The organism is Bacillus sp. (in: firmicutes), assembly GCF_031983925.1.
Taxonomy (GTDB): domain Bacteria; phylum Bacillota; class Bacilli; order Bacillales; family Bacillaceae_G; genus Bacillus_A; species Bacillus_A pacificus.
Genome location: NZ_DALYZR010000002.1, coordinates 165,097 through 190,394, shown reverse-complemented (window position 1 = coordinate 190,394; position 25,298 = coordinate 165,097). Strand labels below are relative to the sequence as shown.

The 25,298-nt window shown below is 34.2% G+C and carries 28 protein-coding genes; 24 read left to right on the top strand and 4 right to left on the bottom strand.

What is annotated here, in order from left to right; translation table 11 throughout:
* Positions 1-111 precede the first annotated feature (111 nt).
* The 6 genes from RTP99_RS07160 to RTP99_RS07135 all read left to right on the top strand — a co-directional run bounded on the left by RTP99_RS07160 (position 112) and on the right by RTP99_RS07135 (position 7,694).
* Positions 112-573: a CarD family transcriptional regulator gene (locus RTP99_RS07160; protein WP_172656213.1), complete on the top strand. Its 462-nt coding sequence runs from the start codon at positions 112-114 to the stop codon at positions 571-573.
* Between the two features lie 594 nt (positions 574-1,167).
* A complete protein-coding gene (locus RTP99_RS07155; protein WP_000204411.1) occupies positions 1,168-2,295 on the top strand; it encodes an alkene reductase in 1,128 nt (375 codons plus the stop codon).
* Between the two features lie 67 nt (positions 2,296-2,362).
* Positions 2,363-3,931, top strand: coding sequence for an FMN-binding glutamate synthase family protein (locus RTP99_RS07150; RefSeq protein ID WP_000005191.1), 1,569 nt, complete (start codon positions 2,363-2,365; stop codon positions 3,929-3,931).
* Between the two features lie 325 nt (positions 3,932-4,256).
* Complete coding sequence (gene putP / locus RTP99_RS07145; protein ID WP_000687612.1) at positions 4,257-5,735, top strand: sodium/proline symporter PutP; 1,479 nt, start codon at positions 4,257-4,259, stop codon at positions 5,733-5,735.
* Positions 5,736-6,119: 384 nt separating this feature from the next.
* On the top strand, positions 6,120-7,058 hold the full coding sequence (locus RTP99_RS07140; RefSeq protein ID WP_000412744.1) for a ring-cleaving dioxygenase: 939 nt from the start codon (positions 6,120-6,122) through the stop codon (positions 7,056-7,058).
* Between the two features lie 24 nt (positions 7,059-7,082).
* Entirely contained in the window at positions 7,083-7,694 is a 612-nt protein-coding gene (locus RTP99_RS07135) for an alpha/beta hydrolase (protein ID WP_000975490.1), read from the top strand.
* 55 nt (positions 7,695-7,749) lie between these two features.
* On the opposite strand, the gene RTP99_RS07130 is transcribed toward RTP99_RS07135, so the two are convergent.
* The gene (locus RTP99_RS07130; protein WP_000087686.1) at positions 7,750-9,282 is read right to left on the bottom strand and encodes a BA3702 family sensor histidine kinase; all 1,533 of its coding nucleotides are present in this window, start codon (positions 9,280-9,282) and stop codon (positions 7,750-7,752) included.
* Between the two features lie 236 nt (positions 9,283-9,518).
* On the opposite strand from RTP99_RS07130, the gene RTP99_RS07125 reads away from it, so the two are divergent.
* Entirely contained in the window at positions 9,519-9,890 is a 372-nt protein-coding gene (locus RTP99_RS07125) for a VOC family protein (protein WP_000800774.1), read from the top strand.
* A 20-nt stretch (positions 9,891-9,910) separates the two neighbouring features.
* Here the strand turns inward: RTP99_RS07125 and RTP99_RS07120 are convergent, their stop codons facing one another.
* Entirely contained in the window at positions 9,911-10,720 is an 810-nt protein-coding gene (locus RTP99_RS07120) for a YitT family protein (RefSeq protein WP_000251336.1), read from the bottom strand.
* Between the two features lie 126 nt (positions 10,721-10,846).
* Here RTP99_RS07120 and RTP99_RS07115 point away from each other — a divergent pair, with 126 nt between their 5' ends.
* The 12 genes from RTP99_RS07115 (at position 10,847) to RTP99_RS07060 (ending at position 19,126) form a co-directional block, all read left to right on the top strand.
* The gene (locus RTP99_RS07115; protein ID WP_041184503.1) at positions 10,847-11,668 is read left to right on the top strand and encodes a protein phosphatase 2C domain-containing protein; all 822 of its coding nucleotides are present in this window, start codon (positions 10,847-10,849) and stop codon (positions 11,666-11,668) included.
* 14 nt (positions 11,669-11,682) lie between these two features.
* The gene (locus RTP99_RS07110; protein WP_000402972.1) at positions 11,683-12,135 is read left to right on the top strand and encodes a peptidoglycan recognition protein family protein; all 453 of its coding nucleotides are present in this window, start codon (positions 11,683-11,685) and stop codon (positions 12,133-12,135) included.
* A gap of 17 nt (positions 12,136-12,152) precedes the next feature.
* Positions 12,153-12,404 (top strand): DUF2164 domain-containing protein, encoded by a 252-nt coding sequence (locus tag RTP99_RS07105; RefSeq protein WP_041184504.1) that lies wholly within the window; start codon positions 12,153-12,155, stop codon positions 12,402-12,404.
* 137 nt (positions 12,405-12,541) lie between these two features.
* A complete protein-coding gene (locus RTP99_RS07100) occupies positions 12,542-12,844 on the top strand; it encodes an urease subunit gamma (protein WP_001241327.1) in 303 nt (100 codons plus the stop codon).
* A gap of 14 nt (positions 12,845-12,858) precedes the next feature.
* The gene (locus RTP99_RS07095) at positions 12,859-13,188 is read left to right on the top strand and encodes an urease subunit beta (RefSeq protein WP_000612159.1); all 330 of its coding nucleotides are present in this window, start codon (positions 12,859-12,861) and stop codon (positions 13,186-13,188) included.
* 1 nt (position 13,189) lies between these two features.
* Positions 13,190-14,902, top strand: coding sequence for an urease subunit alpha (gene ureC / locus RTP99_RS07090; protein WP_000008663.1), 1,713 nt, complete (start codon positions 13,190-13,192; stop codon positions 14,900-14,902).
* A gap of 18 nt (positions 14,903-14,920) precedes the next feature.
* Complete coding sequence (locus RTP99_RS07085; RefSeq protein ID WP_000582801.1) at positions 14,921-15,376, top strand: urease accessory protein UreE; 456 nt, start codon at positions 14,921-14,923, stop codon at positions 15,374-15,376.
* Positions 15,354-16,052 (top strand): urease accessory protein UreF, encoded by a 699-nt coding sequence (locus tag RTP99_RS07080; protein ID WP_000903408.1) that lies wholly within the window; start codon positions 15,354-15,356, stop codon positions 16,050-16,052. The genes RTP99_RS07085 and RTP99_RS07080 overlap by 23 nt, the downstream gene beginning before the upstream one ends.
* A 14-nt stretch (positions 16,053-16,066) precedes the next feature.
* Entirely contained in the window at positions 16,067-16,684 is a 618-nt protein-coding gene (ureG, locus tag RTP99_RS07075; protein ID WP_000594924.1) for an urease accessory protein UreG, read from the top strand.
* A complete protein-coding gene (locus tag RTP99_RS07070) occupies positions 16,681-17,502 on the top strand; it encodes an urease accessory protein UreD (protein ID WP_000841917.1) in 822 nt (273 codons plus the stop codon). The genes ureG and RTP99_RS07070 overlap by 4 nt, the downstream gene beginning before the upstream one ends.
* Positions 17,503-17,520: 18 nt before the next feature.
* Complete coding sequence (locus RTP99_RS07065) at positions 17,521-18,153, top strand: AmiS/UreI family transporter (protein ID WP_000185992.1); 633 nt, start codon at positions 17,521-17,523, stop codon at positions 18,151-18,153.
* A complete protein-coding gene (locus RTP99_RS07060; protein ID WP_000265975.1) occupies positions 18,140-19,126 on the top strand; it encodes a HoxN/HupN/NixA family nickel/cobalt transporter in 987 nt (328 codons plus the stop codon). Before RTP99_RS07065 ends, RTP99_RS07060 begins: the two co-directional genes overlap by 14 nt.
* 79 nt (positions 19,127-19,205) lie before the next feature.
* On the opposite strand, the gene RTP99_RS07055 is transcribed toward RTP99_RS07060, so the two are convergent.
* Together RTP99_RS07055 and RTP99_RS07050 are read right to left on the bottom strand one after the other, a co-directional pair.
* Complete coding sequence (locus tag RTP99_RS07055) at positions 19,206-19,409, bottom strand: CsbD family protein (RefSeq protein WP_000160408.1); 204 nt, start codon at positions 19,407-19,409, stop codon at positions 19,206-19,208.
* A 171-nt stretch (positions 19,410-19,580) separates the two neighbouring features.
* Positions 19,581-20,393: a GNAT family N-acetyltransferase gene (locus RTP99_RS07050; protein ID WP_000104260.1), complete on the bottom strand. Its 813-nt coding sequence runs from the start codon at positions 20,391-20,393 to the stop codon at positions 19,581-19,583.
* A gap of 152 nt (positions 20,394-20,545) precedes the next feature.
* Between RTP99_RS07050 and RTP99_RS07045 the strand changes: the two genes are divergently transcribed.
* The 5 genes from RTP99_RS07045 (at position 20,546) to RTP99_RS07025 (ending at position 25,287) form a co-directional block, all read left to right on the top strand.
* The gene (locus tag RTP99_RS07045; RefSeq protein ID WP_000810212.1) at positions 20,546-20,749 is read left to right on the top strand and encodes a hypothetical protein; all 204 of its coding nucleotides are present in this window, start codon (positions 20,546-20,548) and stop codon (positions 20,747-20,749) included.
* Positions 20,750-21,199: 450 nt separating this feature from the next.
* Complete coding sequence (locus tag RTP99_RS07040) at positions 21,200-21,988, top strand: helix-turn-helix domain-containing protein (RefSeq protein WP_000505618.1); 789 nt, start codon at positions 21,200-21,202, stop codon at positions 21,986-21,988.
* Positions 21,989-22,034: 46 nt separating this feature from the next.
* On the top strand, positions 22,035-22,886 hold the full coding sequence (locus tag RTP99_RS07035) for an ABC transporter ATP-binding protein (RefSeq protein ID WP_000067336.1): 852 nt from the start codon (positions 22,035-22,037) through the stop codon (positions 22,884-22,886).
* Positions 22,887-23,537 (top strand): ABC-2 transporter permease, encoded by a 651-nt coding sequence (locus RTP99_RS07030; protein ID WP_000677371.1) that lies wholly within the window; start codon positions 22,887-22,889, stop codon positions 23,535-23,537.
* A gap of 136 nt (positions 23,538-23,673) precedes the next feature.
* Positions 23,674-25,287, top strand: coding sequence for a long-chain fatty acid--CoA ligase (locus RTP99_RS07025; RefSeq protein ID WP_000980170.1), 1,614 nt, complete (start codon positions 23,674-23,676; stop codon positions 25,285-25,287).
* Positions 25,288-25,298: the final 11 nt, after the last annotated feature.

Genomic DNA, 25,298 nt, shown 5'->3' with positions numbered 1-25,298 from the left:
TAGTTCGAAAGGATTGACATGAAAAATAATTTTATGATAAAATAAAAACTTTGCTAAAAAAGTAATTGTGTGATAAGATTGAGAAGGTTACCATATATGGAGGTGGATTATTTGTTTCAAATTGGCGATAACATTGTTTATCCAATGCACGGAGCAGGTATAATTAAGGCCATAGAAGAGAAGGAAATCGCAGGAGAAAAACAACAGTATTATGTTATAAAAATGTTGGGTAGTAATATGGAATTAATGATTCCTGCAGGGAGAATATTGAGCTCAAATATACGGCCAGTCACGGATATAACGGCGATAGCACACATATTGGATGTTTTTCAACATGGAGAATCTGATAGATTACTTACGTGGAAACAAAGGTATAAATTGAACACTGATAAAATAAAGACGGGTAAAATACAAGAAGGTGCTGAAGTTGTACGTGATTTATTACGTATGCAGAAAGAAAAAGCCCTTAATGCAAGCGAAAAGAAAATGTTAGATAATGCACACGAATTTTTGATTAGTGAACTGGGATTAATTGAAGGTATCACAGAAAGTCAAATAAAAAGCTTTTGTTAAGATTCATTACAAATAATGTATTAGATCCCAAAAAAGGTTTTGAATTTTTTGGGAACATAATTATAGAAAATTAATCATTTCAAAGACATTCAACTCTTTCAAACCACTTTTAGAGCATTAACCTCTTTTGTTATTACTACAATCAACTCCATTTTTATTTTTTAATTCTTTATGAATTTTCGAAGTTTAATTACACACTTCGATAGAATAGTTACTTGATTTTTGCAATCCTGATTCACACTGGCACGGACGAGGAGCCGTAAGGATGAAAGAGAGGTAGGGCTTTCATTGTTTTAGGTTTATAAGTTATTATTTTTAGAAGAATACTGAACCACTCTCACTTCTGCTGCTAAGGAATTTTTTATATGTGAAGAGATAATAATTGTTTATTTTCTTTATATAAAAGAGATAAACGAATTGTTAGCCATATATGGTCAATTCAAAAAGGTTTCCTGCCTAGGAAATCTTTTTTTTATTTGTATCATTCTATTTTTTAATATTCGAATGTTCGATGGTAAAGGCGTATAAATTGACGTTACTATCTAAAAGTAAGTATGATGCGATTATAGTAAGAATTTTTTAGGGGGAAGAAAAATGACAAGTTCAAATAATAAAGCAGCAAGTATTTATGAAGGAACAAATATAAACGCTGGGGGATCTTTTGAAAATATTGAAGAAACAAAGTTGTTTAATCCGATTCAAATTGGATCTTGGTCTCTTCGTAATCGCATAGCAATGGCACCGATGACGAGATGTTTCGCAAATCATGAAACGGGAGTAGTTGGTACTGATGTAGTTGAGTACTATAGAAAGCGTGCAGCTGATGGAGTTGGATTAATTATTACAGAGGGAATCGTCATTAGCCCAAGAGCAAAAGGTAATCCGGGAGTACCAGGGATTTATACACAAGAACAAATCGACTCGTGGAAGCCTGTTACAGAAGCAGTACATAAAGAAGGCGGAACGATTATTGCTCAAATATGGCATGTTGGCCGTATGAGTCATCACGAGATAATTGGTGGACAAATGCCGCAAGCACCGTCTGCTATCGCTGCAGAGGGAAATGTTCCCCGTTTTCGTAAACCATTTGATACGCCAGAAGCAATGACGTTAGAAGAAATACAAGCAGTGATTGGTCAATACGCACAAGCTGCAAAGAATGCAATCGAAGCTGGGTTTGATGGAGTAGAAATTCACGGTGCACATGGATATTTAATTGATCAATTTACTTATGAGTTTGCAAATAAGCGTACTGATAAATACGGCGGAGACTTAAAGGAGAGGTTAACGTTTATGAAAGAAGTAACGGCGGCTGTAATAGAAGCTGTTGGAGCTAATAAAACACTTCTTCGTTTCTCTGCTTTCAAAGGTGATAATCCTACTTATATGTGGGAAAACCCTGAGCTTGCAATTGAAACGTTTGTAAATATGTTCAAAGAAGTTGGATTAACGATGATTCACCCTTCAACGATGAATTATACGGCAGTTATTGCTGACGGAAAGAATTTTCATCAATTAGTAAGAAAATATTGGGATGGTACGATCGTAGGAGTAGGGAATTTAAATCCGAAAGAGGCTGAAGAAGCGTTGCAAGAAGGAATAATTGATGTAGCGGCATTTGGAAGACCTTTAATTGCTAATCCAGATTTTGTTCATCGAATTAAAAATGCTGAAAGTTTAGTTGAATATGATGCGAAAGAGCATCTTGCTACATTAGTTTGAATAAAGATAAAAGGAGAACACATCGAGTGTTCTCCTTTTATTATGGATTTTCATAGGAGGAAGCGGGATGAGTGAAACGCTACTCGTTATTATTAGTATATTGCTCTTATTAATGCTACTATTAATCATTTTTTTTATTATTACATTTTTTATTAAAAAACGGACGCATCATTCTATATTAAAGCTACATCCATACTTAGGAAGGATGCGTTATTTACTTGAAAAGATAGGACCGGAATTTAGACAATATTGGTTTGATCATGATACGGATGGAAAGCCTTTTTCACGTTATGATTTTCAAAGTGTAATGTTTTTAGCAAAGTACCGTTCTGAAATACTTGGCTTTGGATCAAAACGAGATTTTGATACATCTGGTTACTATATTGCTAATACATTATTTCCGATATTAACAGAAGAATTAAGTGTGAATGTAGCGCAAGAACGTGAAGGAAAAAAGTATGTGATTCATAAAGAAGGGTTATTTTCACGAAGAGAAAAATTGACAGCGGATACAACGAATCTTTGGTTATATGAAGAAGATGATGCGGTTATCGTCGGTGAAAATCGTAAATATCCATGGAAACTGTATGGCATGTTTGGAGCATCGGCAACTTCTTACGGTGCGATTGGCGAAAATTATATTTTAGCGAGTGGGTTTGGCGCGAAGATGGCTGGCGGTTCGTGGATTAATACGGGAGAAGGTGGTGTAATACCAGAACATTTACATACAGGTGCAAATATCGTTGCGCAAATTGGTCCAGGATTATTTGGTTACCGTGATGAGGATGGTAAGTTTTCAATGGAGAAATTTATGGAGAAAGCAAAAGAAAGAAATATTAAAGCATTCGAATTGAAATTTGGGCAAGGTGCGAAAATACGTGGTGGTCATCTAGAGGGACAAAAAGTAAATGAGAAAATTGCTTCTGTTCGAAATGTACGAGAAGGAGAAACGATTAATTCACCGAATCGATTTTCATTTTTAAATAATGCAGCAGATACACTTTATTTTATTCAGCAGTTGCAAGAAAACGGCGGTAAACCTGTCGGTATGAAAATTGTAATTGGACAGCAGGAGCCGTTGGAAGATTTATTCAAATCGATGAAAGAGTTAAATATCTATCCAGATTTCATTACAATAGATGGTTCAGAAGGTGGATCAGGTGCGACGTATAAATCGATGGCAGATAGTATGGGGATGCCGCTTATTCCAGCGTTACTGACATGTATTGATACAGCGAATCATTATGGTGTTCGGGACAAATTCAAAGTGTTTGCCTCGGGGAAATTAATTACACCAGATAAAGTGGCAATTGCTTTAGCTATTGGTGCAGATGCTATAAATTCAGCACGTGGGTTTATGATGGCAAGTGGCTGTATTATGGCGCTCCAATGTAATTCGGGGCAATGTCCGTCTGGTGTGGCGACGACGAATCCTCATTATCAAAAAGCGTTAGATCCGTATGAGAAGAAATGGCGCGTAATGAATTATGTTGTTAGTATGAGATATAGTTTGTTCTCACTTGCGGCAGCAGCGGGGGTAAAGAGCCCGCGTCATTTAACGAGAGAGCATATTGTGTTTAAAGATGAGGTGGGGCGGATAGTTCCTCTTTCAGAATTGTTTCCTACTAGTAAATAGAAGATAAGCTATGTTTAATAGACTAAAAGTCATACATTTGTATGGCTTTTTTCTTTTAAAATTCAACTAATAAACGAATGAAAATAAGGTGTGAAAAAATGTCTTTTTATTTTCTGAATATTTTTACTTTAATTTATTTTGAAACCCGGGTAATCCACTGGGATAAAGGCGTTTATGAAGGTTTTCACATGCAGTAAAAAACACCTGTTTACTTGAAAGAACAAAAAATGTTTGTTAAGGTAGGGAACCATAAGCGAAAACAAGAAAATAGAAAAAGTCATTTTTCGAAATTTTGAATGGCTTATGTAACTAAGGGAGAGATTTGGTGAAGATTGAGATTATGGTTTCGCTTGCTATTTATATGGCAGGTATGTTGTATATCGGTTATTGGTCTTATAAGAAGACATCCGATTTATCAGATTATATGTTAGGCGGAAGGGGACTCGGTCCAGCAGTTACAGCTTTATCAGCTGGTGCTTCTGACATGAGTGGTTGGATGCTAATGGGATTACCTGGTGCGATGTATGCGACAGGGTTATCAAGTGTGTGGATTGCGATAGGTTTATTAATAGGTGCTTATGCAAACTATTTAATTCTTGCCCCGCGTTTGCGAACGTATACAGAAGTGGCTAATGATTCAATTACGATTCCAGACTTTTTAGAGAATCGATTTAAAGATCGTACGAAAATACTTCGTTTTGTCTCCGCTATCGTCATTTTAGTATTTTTCACATTTTATGCGTCGGCTGGTTTAGTATCAGGTGGACGTTTGTTTGAAAATTCTTTCAACCTTGATTATAAAATTGGTTTATTTGTAACTGTCGGTGTCGTAGTTGCTTATACACTATTCGGTGGTTTTTTAGCAGTAAGTTGGACCGACTTTGTGCAAGGGTGTATTATGTTTATTGCTCTCGTATTAGTACCAATTGTTGCTTTTACAGATGTCGGTGGTGTAACAGAGACATACAATACGATTAAGCAAGTTGATGCATCGCATTTAGATATGTTTAAAGGGACCACAATTCTTGGTATTATTTCCTTTTTAGCATGGGGTCTTGGGTATTTTGGTCAACCACATATTATTGTCCGCTTTATGGCAATTACCTCTATTAAAGATTTGAAAACTTCTCGTAGAATCGGTATCGGTTGGATGGCGATTTCCATTATAGGTGCAATGCTTACTGGCTTGGTTGGTATCGCCTACTATGCTAAAAATAATGGGACATTACAAGACCCAGAAATGGTCTTTGTAACATTCTCAAACATTTTATTCCATCCGTACATTACCGGGTTTTTATTGTCAGCTATATTAGCTTCTATAATGAGTAGTATTTCCTCGCAATTACTTGTTATTTCAAGTGCAGTAACGGAAGATTTCTATAAAACATTTTTCCGTCGTAACGCAAGTGATAAAGAACTTGTATTTATCGGTAGACTGTCAGTTTTAGTAGTAGCTATGATCGCAGTTGTTTTAGCGTATCATCCAAGTGATACAATTTTAACACTCGTCGGTTATGCTTGGGCAGGATTTGGTTCAGCATTCGGACCTGCCATTTTATTAAGTTTATATTGGAAAAGAACGAACAAATGGGGCGTTCTTGCTGGGATGATTGTTGGTGCAGTAGTTGTAATTACTTGGGTACAAATTCCAAGTTTAAAAGCGACTATGTATGAAATGGTACCTGGATTCTTCTGTAGCTTATTAGCTGTGATTGTTGTAAGTTTAGTAACGAAAGAACCAGTTAAAGCAATTCATCTTGAATTTAATGAGATGGAAGCAGTGCTGGAAGAAGAAACGAAATGATTTGAAAAGGGAGTAAACGGTGAATAGCGTTTACTCCCTTTTCATTTTAAATGAAATAAGTAACTTGTTGACAAAGAAAAGTAAGTAACTTATAATAAGTGTTAAGTTTGAGGTAAATGATATTCTAAATCACGTTTTATCCCACTTTAATGGGCAGTAAAACCCCCACTGATTATGGTATTAAAGTGAGTAAATGTTTTTTGGAAACTATCTTGAAATCGAGATAATTTCGATAAGTTAAACGTTAATGTGTAATTTTATAATTAATATCTCGAATTCAAGATAAAATTATCATGACGGATTTTACTTTCTAGTATGGACAAAATGAATAATGAATTTTAATGTAAATTAATTTTTATAATGAATTAAAAAGGAGTGGACGAAATGGAAAAGAAAACAATGGGGATACATCACATTACAGCAATTGTAGGACATCCACAAGAAAATGTAGATTTTTATGCTGGTGTATTAGGTTTACGTTTAGTGAAACAAACAGTAAATTTTGATGATCCGGGTACGTACCATCTTTATTTTGGTAATGAAGGAGGAAAGCCTGGAACAATTATTACGTTTTTCCCATGGGCAGGTGCTCGTCAAGGAGTTATTGGTGACGGTCAAGTAGGGATCACTTCTTATGTTGTACCAAAAGGTGCAATGGAGTTTTGGGAGAATAGATTAGAAAAATTCGATGTTTCATATACAAAAATGACTCGATTTGGAGAGCAGTATTTAGAATTTGATGATCCACATGGTTTGCATATAGAATTAGTAGAAAGAGAAGAGGGTGAATTAAATAATTGGACTTTTGGAGAAGTTACGCCAGAAGTAGCAATTAAAGGATTTGATGGTGCGGTTCTATTATCGGCACAGCCTCAAAAAACTGCTGAACTGTTAGAACATATTATGGGTCTTGAGAAAATTGGAGAAGAAGGCGAATTTGTTCGATTCCGTTCTTCTGCTAAGATTGGAAATATTATCGACTTGAGGTTATCAACAATCGGTCGTGGCCAAATGGGCGTTGGTACAGTGCATCATATTGCTTGGAGAGCGAGTGACGACGCTGATCAGCTAGACTGGAAAGAGCATGTGTCCCGTTTTGGATACCACGTAACTCCTGTACAAGATCGTAATTATTTTAACGCAATTTATTTTAGAGAACATGGTGAAATTTTATTTGAAATTGCAACAGATCCTCCTGGTTTCGCTCATGATGAATCGTTAGAGACGATGGGTGAGGAATTAAAATTACCGGAACAATATGAACAGCATAGAAAACAGATTGAACAAACGCTTTTGCCGTTTGAAGTGAGACATTTAGATTAAAGTGATTGAAAGGGGAAAAGGATTATGATGAAACATGTTTTTCAAAAAGGAAAAGATACGTCAAAACCAGTGTTGTTATTACTTCATGGTACAGGAGGAAACGAATTAGATTTATTACCACTTGCAGAAATAGTTGATCCGGAAGCATCTGTATTAAGTGTTAGAGGAAATGTATTAGAAAATGGCATGCCACGTTTCTTCCGTAGATTGGCAGAAGGCATTTTTGATGAAGAAGATTTGATTTTCCGTACGAAGGAATTAAATGAGTTTTTAGATGAAGCTTCAAAAGCATATGAATTTGATAGAAATAACATTGTAGCTATCGGGTATTCAAATGGAGCAAACATTGCGGCAAGCTTATTATTCCATTACGAAAATGCATTAAAAGGTGCTGTGCTTCATCACCCAATGGTGCCTAGAAGAGGAACACAATTGCCTAATTTAGCTGGGAAATCCGTGTTTATTGCTGCTGGGACAAATGATCCAATTTGTTCATCTTCTGAGTCAGAGGAATTGAAGCTACTATTAGAAAATGCAAACGCTAATGTAACAATGCATTGGGAAAATAGAGGACATCAATTAACGATGGGTGAAGTAGAAAAAGCAAAAGAATGGTATGGAAAAACAGTTCTATAAGTATAAATAATAAAAGAAGCATCTGCTAATCGTGAGCAGATGCTTCTTTTATTATTTAAGACTGGATTGCAAGGTGGGGTGAAGAAAGTGGTAGGTGAATATCGACGACCGTACCTTTATTTAATTCACTTGAAATGTGTAATTTACCATGATGTTCTTCAATTATTTTGTAACACATCATTAATCCTAGCCCTGTGCCTTTTTCTTTTAAACTATAAAACGGTTCGCCTAAACGGGAGATACGATCTTCTGGGATACCGCAACCTTCATCGATAATCCGTATTAAGATGAAATTCCCCTCTAATGGTTTTGTTTGGATGAAAATATTTCCGCCATTTGGCATTGCTTCAATCGCATTTTTTAATATATTTATAAAAACTTGTTTTAATTGGTTACCGTCACATTGAATGTCATATACGTAATCAAAATGATCCATAATGATATGAACGCTATGCATAATTGCGGTTGGTAAAATAAATGTAACTACCTCTTCAATTAAAGTTTGTATGTTACAAGTTTGGATTGCTAATACTTGTGGTTTAGACATCGCCATAAATTGACTCGTGATAGATTCCATCTGTGAAATTTCACTTAACATAACATCGATATACCACTTCTGCTCCTCATTTATTTCAGGGAGTAGCAATGTTAGAAAACCTTTTAGAGAAGTGAGTGGATTTCGAATTTCATGAGCGATTCCAGCTGTCAGTTGTCCGACTACTGCGAGCTTTTCAGATTTTCGTAATAACTTTTCCGTTTCCTTTAGCTCAGTAATATCTCTTCCCATTACGATAAGACCTTTACGGGAGCCGTCAGGGTGATAGAGAGGAACTTTCGATATACTTAAGATTAGGTCGAAATCATCTCTATGAATAATAAATTCTTCACCATGAAGAATTTGTCTTTGTTGCCATGCTAATTCATCGACTTCTTCACAATGTAAAAAAGCTTCTCGGTACGCTTCATTATATTGAATGAGTTCACTATCTTTTTTTCCGTGGTAAGGTACATGATGGAAATTGAAGCAAGAAAGTGCGTAGTCATTTGCCTCAAGCCAGCGCCCTTCATGATCTTTAAATATAACAAACGCAGGCATGGAGTTTACTAATGTACGTAACCTCTTCTCACTTTCTTTAAGCTTTTTCTCAATTCTTTCTGATTTTTCAAGAGGCTTCATAATGGCATATACGCCAGTTAGACGATTTTGGACAAAAATAGGAACTAGTTTTGTCACGACATCTAATAAGAATCCATCTTTATGATAAATAGATAAAATATACTCTTGTTGATTATCCGCTTCCGTATTCTTTATATTTTGTAATACTTGCTCAGAAATATGAGCTTCTAAAATCGAGGTAATGCTTTTCCGCTCTAACTCTGAAGAAGTGTAACCTAGTATTCTTTCGGCAGAAGGATTAGTGTGTATAATAATTCCCTCTAAATTTAATGAAATAATACCATCAGGGTTGTATTCGAACAGAGATGCGTACATTTCTGTTAATGAACAATCTTGTATATGGTTGCGTAAACGTCTAGAAATGTTCGGATGACGTTTTCTTTGAGTTGATGAATATTTTTTACGACTCATAATAGTTCCTCCGTACAAATAGCATCTAAAAAGATTTGTCTATTCATAACTATAATATAGATGTAATGTGTATTTCTATAAAAAATGGAAGTTATAGAATAAATTTTGTTTTCTTTATTTTTCGCAAAGTGAATGTAGGGTAGTAATAAGGGGAGCTTATATTGTTTTATAAACCTTTTGTAAGTTACAGGAGTAGGTTTTCCTTATAATATTAGGATAGAGGAGGGGGAGAGAAAATGAAAAATTATATTCAAGGGATCGATCATGTACAAGTAGCTGCGCCTGTAGGGTGTGAAGAAGAAGCACGAGAATTTTATGGTGAAAAAATAGGTATGGAGGAAATTCCGAAGCCAGAGGAATTAAAGAAACGTGGTGGATGTTGGTTTAAGTGTGGAAATCAAGAGATTCATATCGGAGTTGAGCAAAACTTCAAGCCAGCAAAAAAGGCGCATCCAGCTTTTTATGTTTTAAAAATTGATGAATTTAAACAAGAGTTAATAAAGCAAGGTATGGAAGTAATAGATGACCATGCACGTCCAGATGTAATTAGATTTTACGTATCAGATCCGTTCGGAAATCGAATTGAATTTATGGAAAATAAAAACTAGGTGGAAATCCACCTAGTTTTTTAACCTTTTCTAAACAATCCTAATACTTCAACCGTTTCGGTAATGTTAACGAATGCATGAGGGTCAATTTCAGAAATTGTTAATTTCATACTTGCTAATTCTTCTCGAGAAACAACGGTCATAAGTACACGTTTCTTTTCGCTAGAATAAGCACCTTCGCCATCAAGTAATGTAATGCCACGTACAACAGTTGAAAGAAGTTGTTTTTTCATTTTTTCCGCTTCATTTGTTACAATCATAAGTGTAACCTTTCGATGTTTCGTATGAATAGCATCGATAACTTTACCAGTTACATAAATGGAAAGTAAGCTTGTAAGGGCAACATCCCAAGTGAAGAAGAATCCTGCAATAATAACAACGACTGCATTTAAAATAATAAGGAATCCACCAAGTTTAATGTCTCTTTTGCGAGACAACAACATACCGATAATATCAAATCCACCAGTTGATCCATTACAGTTAAAAACAAGACCGATACCAGCTCCGGCAATGACACCACCAAAGATGGAAGATAAAAGTGGATCTGTTGCTACGACTTTTACTGGAACGTAGTATAATGCAACAGATAATACAATAACAGAGACAATCGTGTTAAAAATTACTTTTTTTCCAAGGCCTATGTATCCTAAAATAAGGATAGGTAAGTTTAATACAAAGTTAATAATACCTGTGTTTACAGGAGTTACAATCCCTAAAATAATAGCAATTCCGCCAATTCCACTACTTAAAATTTTGTGGGGGATAAGGAAAAGATTAAAGGCAATCGCAATAATAATAGAACCAATAATAACACCAAGAAATCTGACCATCTCTTTCCCGTCCTTCACTAAAAAATTCATATTATTTCAAGATTATATATGATATTGAAAGTTTTGGGTAAAAACAGTTTATTTCGGTAAATTTGATTAATCAAAAGAATTTGAGTATTTTATCATTTGAAAGGGGATACAGTTGTGAAGATAAAAACATATCAACAGAAAAGCCCGTTGAAGCAAGAATGTGAGGATTCTTATTTTTGTAATGAAGAAAATAAGATATATGGTGTATGTGACGGTGCAACACCTCTCGTCCCGTTTCGTGATGAACAGGGACATAATGGAGCATACATCGCTTCGCATTTATTTGCAAGTTATTTTGCTTCATTACGTGAAAATCATAGTTTACCAGTTGCAGTTGCAAAAGCAAATGAAGCATTGCAAAGAAAAATGTTAGAATATAAGGTAGATACGAGAAAAAAAGAGCATTTGTGGTGCACATGTATTGCGGCAGTTCAAATAGGTGGAGAGAAAATTGAATACGCACAGTTAGGGGACTGTATGATTGTCGCAATACTTCGAAATGGAACAATACAAGTATTAACGAAAGACACAGTTGAAGGAATTAGCAAACGAGCAAAAAAGAAGAGAGAAGAAGATCGTAAACAAGGGTTATCTGTACTAGAAGAACATGTTTTTCAAGATGTGCGAGAACAGTTAAAATATAATCGTTATCTTGCAAATATGCAGGGCGGGTATTCCGTTGCAAACGGAATGAAAGAAGCGATACATTATTTACAGCATGGTGAATTACATATAGATGAAGTGAGCGGCATTTTTATTTGTTCAGACGGATTATTCCACCCAGATTGGTCGCTCGAACAAGCTGTTGCATATATAAGAAAGAATAGTATAAGTGAATATGTAGCAATTATCGAAAAGCTAGAAGGAGAAAAGAGAATAAGACCAGATGATAAAACAATGATGATGATTGATTTTTAAGGGAGGATGTTCAAATGGAAATTAAATGTGTTAATTTAACCTTTCAAGATGAATTAGTTCCTTTAGAAAAAGTGAATAAACTGATTATCCACCATACATCCGAAGATGGATGGGATGTATATCAAACACATGAGTTTCATCAAAAAGTAAGAGGATGGAGCGGGATTGGTTACAATTATTTTATTGAAGAAGATGGAACCATAGTTGAAGGACGAGGTTTACATATTGGAGCACATGCGAAAGATAATAATAGGGATACAATTGGAATATGTATGACAGGTAATTTTGATAAATACGATCCAACTCCTGCACAAATGAATGCATTATATTCTTTATGTAAAATGTTTATGAAGCAGTTTGCTATAAAGAAAGAAAATATACTTGGTCATAGAGAGCTAGAAGGGGTTACAAAAACTTGTCCTGGAAAGCGTTTTTCTATGGTAGAGTTAAGAAACGTACTATCATAAATATAGAGGAGTAACAAATGATGATGAATATAAAAATACCAAATGATAAAAAAGAAGAGCTAGTAGCACAAATTCAGCAATTTTTCGTTGAAGAAGATTTAGATGAAATTGGACGCTTCCAAGCAGAGCGTTTAATAGAAGAAATGATTAAATTAGTAGGACCATTTGCATACAATCAAGCAATTGGAGATGCTAGAAAGCTTGTAATAGAGAAATTATCTAATATTGAAGAAGACTTGTATGTGTTAGAGAAGAATGAAGGGAAATAAAAAAGACTAGAAATTCTAGTCTTTTTTTATTTGATTGATAGAAAAAACATGGAGAAAACACGGGAAGGACATTGAAAATACACCTTTTGTTTTTAGAATATTCTTAGTTTTAAAATACTTCAGAAAGGGAGAGCGTAATGAGATTAACGCCAAGAGAAATTGATAAACTGCTAGTAGTTGTTGCGGCTGATTTAGCTTATCGACGAAAGGAGAGGGGGCTTAAGTTAAACTATCCAGAAAGTATCGCTATTATTACGTATGAAATTTTGGAAGGAGCAAGAGATGGTAAAAATGTGGCGGAATTAATGGAGCTTGGAAAAAATATTTTAAGTGCTGAAGATGTTATGGATGGTATTGCAGACATGATATCAGATATTCAAGTCGAGGCAACTTTTCCTGATGGAACAAAATTAGTAACTATTCATCAACCAATTCATTAAAGGAAGTGAATGTTATGATTCCAGGGCAATATATTCTTGCGAAAGAAGACATAGTATGTAATGGAGATAAAAAAGTAACGAAAGTTAAGGTGTTAAATCAGGGAGATAGACCTATTCAAATTGGATCTCATTACCATTTTTATGAAGTGAATGAGGCATTAAAATTCGATCGTAGTGTAGTAATTGGACAACACTTAAATATTCCAGCGGGTACAGCTGTAAGATTTGAACCTGGAGATGAAAAAACGATTGAATTAGTTCCATATTCCGGGGAACAAAAAGTGTATGGATTTAAAAATAAAGTGGATGGCGATATTCAATCTTACACAAAAAGAGGGAGATAGCATGAGTTTTAAGATGTCACGTAAACAATATGCTGATTTATACGGTCCAACTACAGGAGATTCTATTCGTTTAGCGGATACACAATTATTCGCACACATTGAGCGAAATGCCACTGTATATGGTGATGAAGCTGTCTTTGGCGGAGGAAAATCAATTAGGGATGGTATGGGACAAAATTCACAACTTACAAGGGAACAGGGGGTTGTGGATGTTGTTATTACGAATGCAATTATTATTGATTATACGGGAATATATAAAGCGGATATTGGTATAAAAGATGGGAAAATTTCAGCAATTGGTAAGAGTGGTAATCCTTCGGTTATGGATAATATTGATATCATCATTGGAACATCGACGGAAGTAATTTCTGGTGAGCGAAAAATCGTTACAGCTGGAGGTATCGATACACATGTACATTTCATATCCCCACAACAAATTGATACAGCATTAGCTTCAGGTATAACAACTTTAATTGGTGGGGGAACAGGACCGGCAGAAGGGACTAAGGCAACTACAATAACACCTGGATCTTGGAACTTAAGAAAAATGCTAGAAGCAGCAGAAGCTTTTCCAATAAACCTTGGATTTTTAGGGAAAGGAAATAGTTCAAGTCTACCTGCCTTGGAAGAACAAATATTTGCAGGGGCTATCGGATTGAAAATTCATGAAGATTGGGGAGCGACTTCTTCCGCAATTAATCACTCGTTACAGATTGCTGATAAATATGATATTCAAGTCGCTATTCATACCGATACGTTAAATGAATGTGGTTTTGTGGAAGAAACGATAAAAGCTATTGATAATCGTGTTATTCATACGTACCATACTGAAGGGGCTGGAGGTGGGCATGCACCAGATATTATAAAGATTGCTGCACTAAATAATATTTTACCATCTTCAACGAACCCGACCTTGCCATATACAGTGAATACGCTGGATGAACATTTAGATATGCTTATGGTATGTCATCATTTAAAAGCCAATATTCCAGAAGATGTAATGTTTGCAGATTCAAGAATTCGAAAAGAAACAATTGCGGCAGAGGATATTTTGCAAGATTTAGGGGTTTTCAGCATGATTAGCTCTGACTCACAGGCGATGGGAAGGGTTGGAGAGGTTATTATTCGCAATTGGCAAACCGCCGATAAAATGAAAAAGCAGATTGGTAGTTTAGAGGGAGATAAAGAATATAACGATAATAATAGAATTCAACGCTATATAGCGAAGTATACAATTAATCCAGCTATTACACATGGGATTTCAGAATATGTCGGCTCTATTGAAGTAGGAAAGTACGCTGACCTTGTAATATGGGATCCGCAATTTTTTGGTGTTAAGCCAGATATGGTTTTGAAAAACGGGATGGTGGTGATGGCATTAATGGGAGACGAGAATGCTTCGATTCCTACACCACAACCATATTATGAAAAAAAGATGTTTGGTGCATATGGAAAAGCAGTACAGTCCAGTTCGATTACATTTGTATCGAAAGTAGCTTATGAGAATAATATTAAAGACAAATTAGGTTTAAATAAAGTTGTATTACCTGTTAAAAATACGAGAGAGATTTCGAAGCAAGATATGAAGCTAAATAATGCAACACCAGAAATTGAAGTGGATCCGCAGACATATGAAGTTAAAGTTGATGGAAAAGTAATCACGTGTGAAGCAGTAGATGTACTACCTATGGCTCAAAGATATTTTTTATTTTGATATAACGGGGGAGATAAAATGATTATTGAAAAAATTAATAACAACGTATGCAATATGGATGATTTTTCAAATACAAAAAAGCATCTTGATAAAATATTGATTTCTAGTGAGCTTTTACTGAAGAGGGTTCAGAAACTATATTCAGAATCTGGTTTTGAAATTGGGGTGTCTTTAGGTAGTGGAGAAACATTAAAGAACGGTGATATTTTATATGAAGATGAAAATCGAATTGTATATATTGAAGTATTACCAGAAGAAGTAATTGTAATTACTCCAACATCAATAAAAGAAATGGGAATCATTGCTCATAACTTAGGCAATAGACATTTACCAGCACAATTCGATGAAGGGTGCATGATTTTGGCGAATGACTACTTAGTAGAAGATTTACTTAAAAAGGAAGGTGTTCCTTATCAAAAAGAAAATAGAGTATTACCAAAACCGTTCAAGCATGCTTCACACAAACATATTTAACCTACTTAACCTACTCCAAATTAGTGATTCTAACTTCCCAACAGGAAGTTTTAGTCACTCTTTTGGATTAGAAACGTTTATTCAAGAGGGACAAGTTACAAATAAAGCCGGATTTTTCAAATGGATGAATCGATATATAAAAGTGCAATTAACATACACGGACGGCTTAATTTGCAAATATACTTACGAAGCAATTAAGAATAATGAGGGAGAACAAATTACATTTTTAGATGATTTAATAACAGCACAAACATTGCCTTTTGAATGTAGAAAAGCAAATAGAATGATTAGTAAAAGTACTTCTAAATTATTGTGTGAATTGTTTTTATTTGTAAATTTAAATATATATAAAGAAAATATTATAGGTAATAAATTACAAGGTCATCCGAGTATCGTATATGGAATATTAGGAGCGGAATTGAAAATGACAATAGAAGAAACCCTCTTAGTTTTCTTATACTCAAGTGTTGGAAGTATAATTCAAAACGGTGTGAGAGCCATTCCTCTTGGACAAACAGACGGTCAAAAACTATTACAAGAATGTCATGGATTAATCTGTGAATCTATTGATAGAATTCAAATACTTTCATTAGATGATTTTGGATTGAATGATCCTGAATTCGAAATAAATCAAATGCAACATGAAGATGTAAATGTAAGGGTCTTCATGTCATAGGGAGGAAAAATAAAATGATAAAGCCTATTAAAATTGGTATCGGTGGCCCGGTAGGTGCTGGGAAAACAATGTTAGTTGAAAAGTTAACAAAACATCTAAATACAGATTATGAAATTGCAGCAATTACAAACGATATTTATACGAAAGAAGATGCAAAGATTTTATTGAAAACAGGTGTTTTACCAGAAGATAGAATTATTGGTGTAGAGACAGGAGGGTGTCCACATACAGCAATTCGAGAGGACGCTTCTATGAATTTTGAAGCAATTGAAGAACTCATGATTAGACATAATAATTTAGATATTATTTTTATTGAAAGTGGGGGTGATAATTTAGCTGCCACATTTAGTCCGGAGCTAGTGGATTTTTCAATTTATATTATTGATGTGGCGCAGGGAGAAAAGATTCCACGGAAAGGTGGGCAAGGAATGATTAAATCTGATGTATTTGTAATTAATAAAACGGATTTGGCACCTTATGTAGGGGCAGATCTTGGAGTTATGGAGCAGGATACAAAACATTACCGACATAATAAACCATACTTTTTTACAAATTTGAAGGATGAGGAAGGTTTACAAGAATTAATAAATTGGATGCGACAAAACATTATGTTAGAAGGATTGAAAAAATGAAATCTCCTACAGGTGTCTTAAACATTGATGTGATGGAAAAGAGAGATAAAACCGTACCTATTAAGGTTTATCATAAAGATGCCTTAAAAGTAACGCAGCCGATATATTTGGACAAGTATGGTAGAGCATATTACTATATTATGAATTCTGGTGGAGGCTATTTAAAAGGAGATTTCTATTCTATAAATATAAATGTTGGTAAAGATGCGAAAACATATATAACAAGCCAATCCGCAACGAAAGTTTACAAGACTCCAAATAGTTATGCTTTGCAAGAATTGAATTTTTATATTGGTCAGAATGCTGCTATGGAATATCTACCAGACCCGTTAATTATGTACAAGGACGCAGCATATAAGCAAAAAACAAATATATATATGCAAAATAATTCTACATTGATTTTATGTGATTCAGTTACGCCTGGCTGGTCGCCGAATATGGAGAAGTTCACATACCAATATTTTGATTCGCTAACAAAAATATATATGGAAAATAAACTTGTAGTATATGATCATTTATTGCTAAACCCTTTTAAAGAGTCATTAGATCAAATGGGAATATTAAATCAATATTCCCATTATGGTACTTTCATAGTTATTAATGAGAACGTTACAAATGACTTAATTGCAGCATTAAAAACATCGTTTTCTAACACTAACAATATGAAGATTGGAATAGCTTCTACGACATGTAAAGGCTTTGTCATACGCATACTTAGTCATAATACAGAGGATATGGAGTCTATATTTTTTCAGTGTCATCGTTTTGTTAGAGAAAATTGTCTGCATGAAGAATTAACATCCTATCGAAAATATTAAGTAGGAGAAGGGGATACTATGACTAATGTGGGATTATTATTTGTTGGTGCAGTTCTATTTATGAATTCACTAGCAGCTTTTAAACTCATTGATAGCAAAAGTGTAGGGTACTTTAATTTATTTGTAGGGGCACTACAAACTTTGACACCATTATATTTATTATTTACAGGAAGTCAATCCGATGAGTGGACTATCCTATCTAATGGAACTATCTTTTTATTTGGTTTTACTTATTTATATGTTGGTCTTACAAATATACTAAAACTTGATTCTTCAGGTGTAGGTTACTATTCTCTTTGGGTTGCTATCATTGCAACGGTTATGGGAATAGTGAATCAATTACATGAGAGTGGAGGCCTACAAAGTACAATAATTTGGTTCTTTTGGGCATTCCTTTGGTTTTTATTTTTCCTGCAAGATGGGTTGAAAAAGAAGATTCATATTTATGTAGGAATTGTATGCTTCGTTGAATCTTGGATTACTGCAACAGTACCAGCTCTGTTAACACTTACAAATCATACAGATGTGTTAAATAATTTTGTAATTATTTTAGCGACTATTATAACGATCGTAGTTTTTATTATGGCACTTTTCGTTTTCAAAAGTATTCAATTTAAAGTAGAAAGGGCTAGTAACTATGTGGAAAAGTGAACTGAAGAAGGCAACTAAATTTTTTGTTATTATTATATTTCTTCATGTGCTTGGGATTCTCTTATTATTACCAGCACTGTATAAAGGTAATAGCATAATTGGAATGGCTATTATTGCATATTCTTTAGGATTGCGTCATGCGTTTGATAGTGATCATATTGTCGCAATTGATAATACTGTTCGGAAATTAATTGAAAAAGGTAAAAACTCACAGGGGGTGGGATTTTACTTCTCATTAGGACACTCTACAGTAGTATTTGTGATGATTGTATTAATTGCTTTAATTGGAAAAACGGCAAAACATGGAATGGAGAGTTTTTCTACTATAGGCGGTATTATTGGTACAATCGTTTCTAGCACATTCCTTATTATTATCGGTCTTACCAATCTGTTGTATCTTATTAAAGTGTTACGGAGCCAAGAAGATAAGCAACCAGAAAACTTAGGGTTTATATATCGTTTCGCACAACGTTTATTTAGTTTTATTAATAGTCAGAAGCAATTGTATATGATCGGTTTTTTATTTGGGCTCGGTTTTGATACAGCAAGTGAAATTGGATTAATTGCTCTTTCTACAGTAACTGCAACAAGTCAATCTATTCCACTTGTAAGTATATTTGCTTTCCCCATTTTATTTGCTGCAGGAATGTCATTGATGGATACATTAGATAGTACATTCATGAATACGAATTATAAGTGGGCAATGGAAAATAATCGAATAAGAAATTCGTATAATGTATTAATTACCTTAATATCTGTTATAACGGCTTTTTTAATAGGGGGATATCAACTATTATCTTTGCTTATTGAAAGCTATAATTTACAGGGACCGTTTTGGAATCTCATACAGGTAGTTAATTTTGATTATTTGGGTATATGTCTTGTTGTATTCTTTATTATTTCTCTTATTGTTTTTGTTGTATGGAATAGAAATGCCTTTAAAGAGCCACTTACAAAAAGTATAGAGAAATAAAAATATATCATATGTTATGTGGTTCATTATGTATATAAAGTAAAACACGTTAGATGAAAATACATCTAACGTGTTTTTATTATTTATGCTCTTTATATTCATGTACTTTTTCTTTCACATTGCCAACCGTATCTTTAGCAGTGCCTTTTACTTTATCCCATTTTCCTTCAGCTTGTAATTTTTTATTGTCAGTTACTTTCCCGACAACTTCTTTTACTTCGCCTTTTACTTTATCAATAGCACCTTCTACTTTTTCTTTTAAACCATGGTCATGTTTAGTCATACATTTCTCCTCCTTGTAGTTTGATTAGAGTTCTCTTTTCATATTGCAAGTTGAATGATGTATCTAGTAATAGCTTAACAAATATAGTTTGAATATTCAAATTATTAATGGTATAGAAAAGGAATTGTCATAGAATGTATAAGATTGTAATGGAAGGAGAAGGAATGTTAATTACATGTCTTTTGCAGTCCATATTGATTTTGTATAAGCAATTTTCATATGGGCACGTTCCATATTATTTTGACTGCTGCTACCGAATTTTGCTTGTCCGACTATTAAATGACAATTGGATTCAATAGCTGTCTCAATTCGTTTTTGAATTAAGGCAGTATGACAGCCTTTACGCTGAAATTCTGGCAAAGTAGCAGAAGCAGCTAATGAAGCAATCCCATTATTTATGTACAGAACACCAATGCCTGCAGGGGTATTTTGAACTTCAGCTATGAAAAAATGCCATCCTGGTTTATTATAAAGAATTTCGTTATTTTGGCGCACACCATCTTTTGTAAAGGATGGCATGTTAAATCCACGCACATATATGTCTGCAAAAATATGAAATTCATTTTCTTTTAGTTGGCGTACTGAAATGTTAGAAGGAAGAAGGGATGGATCTTTTCTCGGTATACTATATAAAGCGGTATGGAAGCTAGATTGATAAAAACCTTTTTCAGATAAGTAATGAAATAGTTCAGCTGTACCTTGAGCGGGTGTAATTTCAAAACGACAAGGGATTTGTAGTGATTGATAATAAGAGATAATTTCATCTAACTCATCTGTATTTGTAAATGTAATACCTTTTACCGTATTAAAAGCCGGACCAGCAATTACTTTTGATGAAAAAGCAGTGGCACTACCGAACTTTTTCATTTGTACTTGCATTGGATTTTCGTTTATTGCTTGTAATAGCGTTAATCTAGAAGAGAGCATATGTATTTCTGCGTTTTCAATTTCTTGAGCTGTATTAAACGTCATAATCGTACTCATAAAGTTCCTCCGTCAATAAATATATTTCATAGTACATATACGATGTTTATTCTGAGATTCCTGTTGAAATGTAAGAGAATAAGAGGTTTTTTGGAAGGGAAATGGAAGTGAACTGTCGAAGGGAGTAGAAACAGATTAAAGGTGGTGCTCTCATGAAACAGAAAGACGTGCAGACATGCTCTAATTGTGGTTCTCAAAATATAGGAGAAGGTGAGTTTGTCGGTTATGCACAAATACGGAAAAAGGAGACGATGTTCACATCTTCACCGGTAGATGCTTATATTTGTACAGATTGCGGGAATGTCCTTTTATTAAAAGTACGACATTATGAAAAGTTTAAGCAGAAGCCGTTATGATTATTGAGAAGTGGTTTTATTAGAGAAATTAATAGGAGTAATATTTTATATATATATGAATACGCCTTATATAAAGAGATGACAACATATACTGTGTGGGATGCTTATTAATCGTTGCACAACATGCAAAAATGTATAGAAGAAATTGTGAATTAATATGAGAAAGAAAATTAGCCCTTCTTGGAATATTTCATATCGAAAACTCCTTTAAATGAATAAGGGAGTTTTTATTTTTTTATAACAGTAATTACCTTTAATTGTTATAATTGGTTATTGAGGGAGAATGATTTATTAACGCCACAATCTTAGAAGAAAAATAGCTAAATCGTATATAAAACCGCTATATAACACAATCGCAACCGTAAGTTGACAAAGTGCAACCACAGGAAGATAGAGATAAGTGCAATGTTTACATACAATTTAGGTAAGAAAACAAAGGGGGACACACATATGGGATTTGGTGAAAAGCTTTTTAAATTAAGAAAGGAAAAGGGCCTTTCTCAAGAAGCATTAGCTGAAAAATTAAACACAACAAGGCAAGCCGTGAGTAAATGGGAAAACGGTCAAGGTTTTCCTGAAACTGAAAAGTTAATAATGATTGGAAATGTATTTGAAGTATCACTCGACTATTTATTAAAAGAAACTGCTGAGCAAAGTAATGAAAATGTGGATGGCTATTATGTAAGTCAGGAAATGGCAGAAGGGTATATAGTGTACGGGCAAAAGATTTCAAAATATATAGCGTTAGGGTTTAGTTTACTTATTTTGTCTACAATTCCGTATTTATTATTTAAAGAAAATGCAACAATGTCGACATTCCTTGTCATTATCATTGCTGTCCTTGGAATTGGAGCAATGATGGTACCTGTAACGATAGAAGAGAGTCGATACAATGTATTGAAAAAGGAAGAACTACTATTTGATCAAAACTTTCTAAAAGAATTGACAAACAGATATGCGATTATTAAGAAAAAGTATGCAGCAGTAATAATCATTGGATTTTGTTTTATAGCTGCAGGCGCAATCCCGTTTTTGTTTGAGAAAAAGCATATCACTTCAGGAGAATTAGTACAGTATTATCCGTACTGTGTTGTACTTATTGCAATTGGAGTCTATCTTTTTGTTCGTGTGTTAGGAGTATTAGAGGTGTATCGAATTTTAGTAGAAAATAAAGAATATAGTAATCGTCTTATTTTTAAACTGAAAAAGAAAGTGAGAGAAAAAGTGGATAATTTTTAATAGGAAAAAACATACTTTTATGAAAAATTAAGATAGGAGTGTAATGATGTCAAATCTTCTAGAAATTGAAAATTTAAGTAAATCATTTGGAAACAAAGTTGTTTTAAGAGATGTTTCTTTCAATGTGCCGTCTGGATCAATTGTTGGATTCATTGGTGACAATGGGGCAGGGAAATCAACAACTTTTAAAACAGTACTACAATTAATTTCTAAAGATAGTGGTACAGTCAAAATATTTGGTAAAGAAAATATAAATAAAGATGCCAAGAATAAGGGGAAGATTGGAGTCGTATTTGATGCTATGAATCTCCCGGCTCATCTTACAATAAAACAACTAAATAAGGTTTTTGAAAAGATGTTTGACTCTTGGGATAGAGAAAATTTTTACCGATTAGTTCATTCTTTCTCTTTACCTACTTATGAAAAAGTAGGTAGGTTTTCCCGTGGAATGTCGATGAAACTATCTATAGCTGTTGCATTATCACATAATGCCAAATTATTAATTCTAGATGAAGCGACGGGAGGTCTTGATCCTTCATCTAGGGAGCAGGTGTTAGAGGAATTAAAAAGTTTTGTGAATAAAAGTAATGGTGGTATATTACTTTCTTCACATATTATGAGTGATGTAGAAAAAATAGCTAGTCACCTTATTGTGATAAAAGATGGAGAAATTTTATTGAATGAAGAAAAGGATAAGGTTTTAGACAATTATGCCATTGTAGATGTTGATGAGGAACAACTAACTTTAATCAACAAAGATATAGTTGTGGTGAAAAGGAATAATGGTTCTTATTTCAATGTACTTGTATCAGATGTGCATAAACTACCAAATGGGATTGCTCATAGAACCATTTCGATAGAAGAAATAAGTGTTTTATTAACAAGGAGTGAAAAATAAATGAAAGGTTTATTATTGACAAACTATTATCTAGTGTATCGAACTTTCTTTACGTTCATGGGAATAGCGATATTAGGATCGGGATTTGTTTTTTATTTTGGTAATGCTTCAATGTACCGTTTAATTGCTACATTCATTATCTTATTTGCTGCAATTCCTGCACTTGAAGTTATTAAGTATGAGAGTAAGTCGGGTTATGAAAAATATGTACTTACTTTACCGGTTACTAGAAATAACATTGTGCAAAGTCACTACCTTTTCTATTTTATAGTTGTAATTATTGGTACTTTATTATCGTATAGCATATTTTACGTACATGCTTCAGTTTCAGATACGCCAATTGATGATGATATATTTAAGAGTGTTTCTTTAGGGACGTTCATCATCCTTAATGCCGGAGCAATAGCCTATCCACTCCTCTATATTTTTGGAGCAGAAAAATCTGATGCTATTACAATTGGAGGCGCATGTGGGGGACTTGTTATTTATTTTGGATTACAAAGTGTAATTGGCTATTTAATAGGACAATTTCCAATATCAAATTTAAATTTATCTGTATACGTTTCAATTCTATATACAATATTTGGCGTTATCATATATATCTTTTCTTTTGTTATTTCGGTATTTATATATCGTAAGAAGGAATTTTAGTATATTTTCTCTTAGTATTTTCTGAATTATTTCCAAAGAAATAATTCAGAAAATACAGAAAAATGTCGTAATTATTTACGAGAGTCTGTTATAATAAACGAAAAATGAAAACGCTTTAAAGGGGGATATAACCAATATGATGATGAATGTACCGCTAACAATTAGTTCTATGATGGAAAGAGCAGAAAAATTGTTTTCAAAGAAAGAAATTGTTTCACGGACACATGATACAATTACAACGTTAACGTATAAGCAGTTAGGTGAAAGGACGAGAAGGCTTTCCAGTGCGTTAAAAAAGTTAGGAATTAAGGAAGGCGAGCGTATAGGAACGTTAGCGTGGAATCATCATCGACATGTGGAAGCGTATTTTGCTATTCCAGGTATTGCTTCTGTTTTGCACACAATTAATATTCGTTTATCTCCTCAACATATTTCATATATTATTCAGCACGCAGAAGATCGCATTCTACTTATAGATGAAGATCTCGTACCGCTCGTTGAAAATATTCAATCACAACTATCAGCTGTACAAGCTTACATTATTATGACTGATAAAGATGAACTTCCAAATACTACGCTAGAACCTGTATATCATTATGAAAAGCTATTAGAAGAAGGCGATCCAAATTTCCAATTTGTAAAAGATATTGATGAAAACACACCTGCTGGTATGTGTTATACGTCGGCGACTACAGGAAATCCAAAAGGTGTTGTATATACGCATCGTAGTACTGTATTGCATTGTATGGCACTTGGTTTAGCGGATACAGCTGCTTTATCGGAAAGTGATGCAGCAATGGCGATTGTACCGATGTTCCATGTGAATGCTTGGGGACTTCCTTTCGCTGCTACGTGGTTTGGATCAAAACAAGTTCTTCCAGGACCGATGTTTACACCAAAAATTTTATTAGAAATGATCCAATCTGAAAAAGTGACGTTAGCTGCTGGTGTGCCGACAATTTGGCTCGGTGTATTACAAGAGTTAGAAAATAATAGTTACGATTTATCTAGTATGACGAGAATACTATGTGGTGGTGCAGCTGCACCGAAAAGTGTTATTAAAGCATTTGAACAGAAACATAATGTTCCTTTCATCCATGCATATGGTATGACGGAAACGAGCCCACTCGTAACACTTGCGCGTTTAAAAAGTTATGAAACAGAATTATCGTATGAAGAGCAATTAGAAATTCGATCAAAACAAGGGTATCTTGTACCTGGTGTAGAGATGAAAGTAGTCGGTACAAATGGTGAAGTGAAGTGGGATGGTACAGAGATGGGAGAACTTTGTTTACGAGCACCATGGATCGCTGAAAGCTATTATAACGATGAGCGTACTGTCGAAGGTTTTCGTGATGGATGGTTATATACAGGAGATGTTGTCACAGTCGATGAGGAAGGTTGCGTGAAAATTGTTGACCGTACGAAAGATGTTATTAAAAGTGGGGGAGAATGGATTTCCTCAGTGGACCTTGAAAATGCTTTAATGGCACATGATGCTATATTTGAAGCAGCTGTCGTTGCCGTTCCTCATCCGCAGTGGCAAGAGCGACCAGTTGCCTGCGTTGTTCAAAAGAAAAATAGTACAGTAACAAAAGAAGAAATATATGCGTTTTTAAAACCGCAGTTTGCAAAGTGGTGGTTGCCAGACGATATTGTATTTATGGAAGAAATACCGAAAACATCTGTTGGGAAGTTTTTAAAACAAGCGCTTCGGAAAGAACTTGAGCATTTGCGTAAAGGGGAATAATGGAATTCATA

What these genes read in the sequence shown, in the direction of transcription:
- RTP99_RS07085 (WP_000582801.1), top strand. Translation starts at nt 14,921, where the DNA reads ATGATTATTGAAAAAATTAATAACAACGTATGCAATATGGATGATTTT.
- RTP99_RS07060 (WP_000265975.1), top strand. Translation starts at nt 18,140, where the DNA reads ATGTGGAAAAGTGAACTGAAGAAGGCAACTAAATTTTTTGTTATTATT.
- ureG (WP_000594924.1), top strand. Translation starts at nt 16,067, where the DNA reads ATGATAAAGCCTATTAAAATTGGTATCGGTGGCCCGGTAGGTGCTGGG.
- RTP99_RS07030 (WP_000677371.1), top strand. Translation starts at nt 22,887, where the DNA reads ATGAAAGGTTTATTATTGACAAACTATTATCTAGTGTATCGAACTTTC.
- RTP99_RS07040 (WP_000505618.1), top strand. Translation starts at nt 21,200, where the DNA reads ATGGGATTTGGTGAAAAGCTTTTTAAATTAAGAAAGGAAAAGGGCCTT.
- RTP99_RS07155 (WP_000204411.1), top strand. Translation starts at nt 1,168, where the DNA reads ATGACAAGTTCAAATAATAAAGCAGCAAGTATTTATGAAGGAACAAAT.
- RTP99_RS07120 (WP_000251336.1), bottom strand. Translation starts at nt 10,720, where the DNA reads ATGGTCAGATTTCTTGGTGTTATTATTGGTTCTATTATTATTGCGATT.
- RTP99_RS07070 (WP_000841917.1), top strand. Translation starts at nt 16,681, where the DNA reads ATGAAATCTCCTACAGGTGTCTTAAACATTGATGTGATGGAAAAGAGA.
- RTP99_RS07050 (WP_000104260.1), bottom strand. Translation starts at nt 20,393, where the DNA reads ATGAGTACGATTATGACGTTTAATACAGCTCAAGAAATTGAAAACGCA.
- RTP99_RS07065 (WP_000185992.1), top strand. Translation starts at nt 17,521, where the DNA reads ATGACTAATGTGGGATTATTATTTGTTGGTGCAGTTCTATTTATGAAT.
- RTP99_RS07025 (WP_000980170.1), top strand. Translation starts at nt 23,674, where the DNA reads ATGATGATGAATGTACCGCTAACAATTAGTTCTATGATGGAAAGAGCA.
- RTP99_RS07125 (WP_000800774.1), top strand. Translation starts at nt 9,519, where the DNA reads ATGAAAAATTATATTCAAGGGATCGATCATGTACAAGTAGCTGCGCCT.
- RTP99_RS07100 (WP_001241327.1), top strand. Translation starts at nt 12,542, where the DNA reads ATGAGATTAACGCCAAGAGAAATTGATAAACTGCTAGTAGTTGTTGCG.
- RTP99_RS07105 (WP_041184504.1), top strand. Translation starts at nt 12,153, where the DNA reads ATGATGATGAATATAAAAATACCAAATGATAAAAAAGAAGAGCTAGTA.
- RTP99_RS07080 (WP_000903408.1), top strand. Translation starts at nt 15,354, where the DNA reads ATGCTTCACACAAACATATTTAACCTACTTAACCTACTCCAAATTAGT.
- RTP99_RS07140 (WP_000412744.1), top strand. Translation starts at nt 6,120, where the DNA reads ATGGAAAAGAAAACAATGGGGATACATCACATTACAGCAATTGTAGGA.
- RTP99_RS07130 (WP_000087686.1), bottom strand. Translation starts at nt 9,282, where the DNA reads ATGAGTCGTAAAAAATATTCATCAACTCAAAGAAAACGTCATCCGAAC.
- RTP99_RS07135 (WP_000975490.1), top strand. Translation starts at nt 7,083, where the DNA reads ATGATGAAACATGTTTTTCAAAAAGGAAAAGATACGTCAAAACCAGTG.
- RTP99_RS07045 (WP_000810212.1), top strand. Translation starts at nt 20,546, where the DNA reads ATGAAACAGAAAGACGTGCAGACATGCTCTAATTGTGGTTCTCAAAAT.
- ureC (WP_000008663.1), top strand. Translation starts at nt 13,190, where the DNA reads ATGAGTTTTAAGATGTCACGTAAACAATATGCTGATTTATACGGTCCA.
- RTP99_RS07110 (WP_000402972.1), top strand. Translation starts at nt 11,683, where the DNA reads ATGGAAATTAAATGTGTTAATTTAACCTTTCAAGATGAATTAGTTCCT.
- RTP99_RS07055 (WP_000160408.1), bottom strand. Translation starts at nt 19,409, where the DNA reads ATGACTAAACATGACCATGGTTTAAAAGAAAAAGTAGAAGGTGCTATT.
- RTP99_RS07095 (WP_000612159.1), top strand. Translation starts at nt 12,859, where the DNA reads ATGATTCCAGGGCAATATATTCTTGCGAAAGAAGACATAGTATGTAAT.
- RTP99_RS07035 (WP_000067336.1), top strand. Translation starts at nt 22,035, where the DNA reads ATGTCAAATCTTCTAGAAATTGAAAATTTAAGTAAATCATTTGGAAAC.
- RTP99_RS07150 (WP_000005191.1), top strand. Translation starts at nt 2,363, where the DNA reads ATGAGTGAAACGCTACTCGTTATTATTAGTATATTGCTCTTATTAATG.